Origin of the sequence: Sphingobium sp. Ant17 (genome assembly GCF_000588875.1) — a bacterium.
Classification (GTDB): domain Bacteria; phylum Pseudomonadota; class Alphaproteobacteria; order Sphingomonadales; family Sphingomonadaceae; genus Sphingobium.
This window is the reverse complement of the sequence record NZ_JEMV01000194.1, coordinates 1-1619: the sequence shown is the minus strand read 5'-3', so window position 1 is coordinate 1619 and position 1619 is coordinate 1. Positions and strand designations below refer to the sequence as shown.

Annotated in this window: 3 pseudogenes; all 3 read right to left on the bottom strand. The window is 59.0% G+C overall.

The window, feature by feature from the left end:
• Window positions 1-177, bottom strand: a pseudogene (locus BF95_RS30165) (IS110 family transposase); the annotation flags it as partial.
• Between the two features lie 158 nt (window positions 178-335).
• Window positions 336-1148: pseudogene (locus tag BF95_RS25370) on the bottom strand (IS3 family transposase); the annotation flags it as partial.
• 208 nt (window positions 1149-1356) lie between these two features.
• Window positions 1357-1619: pseudogene (locus BF95_RS30160) on the bottom strand (hypothetical protein); the annotation flags it as partial.

Sequence of the window (1619 nt, the reverse complement as noted above, 5' to 3'; positions counted from 1 at the left end):
CGACAATGGACCTGTCTCGAATACCACCCGCTCCGCATGCGGGGCGTGTTTGCGGACTATCTGCGCCAGGATCTGGGGATCCGATGCGCACTTGCCGCGCCAGATCCGTTTTCCATCCTGACGAATGGAGATCGCGGTATCTTTTAGTGAAACGTCAAAGCCTATATACTGTTTCATGGTTGCTCTCCGTGCGATGCTTGGGCCCGGTGCCAATCGTGAGCCCGTTTTTCCATCATATCGGGGGGCAACCACCCCTGTCAGCTATATCAAAATGCTGATGCCCGGGACGAATCGCGCCGCGATTATCCCATGTTTTGTGCCGGTCACCTATCTCATTATGCCACCTTGGCTTCGAACGCGAGCGGGCTGATGCCGCCCAGATATGAATGGCGACGACGGGTGTTGTAGAAGCCATTGATGTACTGGAAGATGGCGGCTTCTGCCTGACGCCGCGTCGGCCAGCTCTGCCGCCAGATGAGTTCGGCCTTCAGGGATTTGAAGAAGGTCTCGACGGACGCATTGTCGTAGCAATTTCCCTTGCCGCTCATCGATGGACGCAGGCCATAGGCCTGCAGCTTTTTCTGATAGTCGTAAGAACAATATTGGCTGCCACGATCCGAATGAAAAAAGCAGCCTTCCGGAGCTGGCGCAGGCGCACCGCCATATCCAGCGCTCTGATCGCCAAGTCCTTCTTCATTCTGTCGCTGACTGCCCAGCCCACGACGCGACGGCTATGCAGGTCGAGAATGACGGCAAGGTAGAGCCAGCCTTCTGACGTCCAGATATAGGTGATGTCGCCGGCCCATTTACGGTTGGGCGCATCGGCGGCAAAATCGCCGTCCAGCCAGTTCGCTGCGACCCCCAGTCGATGGTGGCTATCCGTCGTAACCTTGTGCTTGCGCGTGCGGACTGGCTTGATCCCGTTGATCTTCATCAGCCGCCCGACCCGGCGCTCGCCAACATCGAGCCCCACCTCCTTCAACTCCATCGTCATGCGAGGACGGCCGTAGCTGCCAAGGCTCAGCCTGTACTGTTCTCGGATATGGGCCAGCACTTTCATATCTGTCCGCTCCCCGCCTGCTAATCGGGCGCGAGCGCCAGGAACGATAGCCGCGTTCACTGACATCCATGACACGGCAGAGCAGTTCAACGGGCCAACGATGCCGCCAGCTATGCACAAAAAGCGAACTTCACGGCCTTTTGGCTCGCGAAAGAAACTGCGTGGCTTCCTAAGAAACAGCCACGTCTGGCTCCGGCGGTAGTTCCTGGAGTGAGAAGCCGAAGGCCTTGGCGCGGCGCTGGAGATTGCCGATCACCCGGCTTCGGTACCGTTCTTCATATTGGGTGGCGCCGGGATCATGATACGCCATGCCGTAACGCAAACTGTTGTAGAACAGGACCGCGATCTTGCGAGCTGTGGCCGTGACCGCCTTCGCCTTTCCCGCGCGCGCCGCCAGCCTCCGGTAAAAACGCGCCGAGTGCGGTGTCGCTGCGACCTATTGTGGTCGCGGCCAGACGCAGGAGCGCTGCTGCACGGCTCGATGAGCGCCGCGTTTTTTTCGACGAGAGCAGTTTGCCTACCGGATATCTTGTTTGCCCCGGTGCCAGGCACAGCCCAG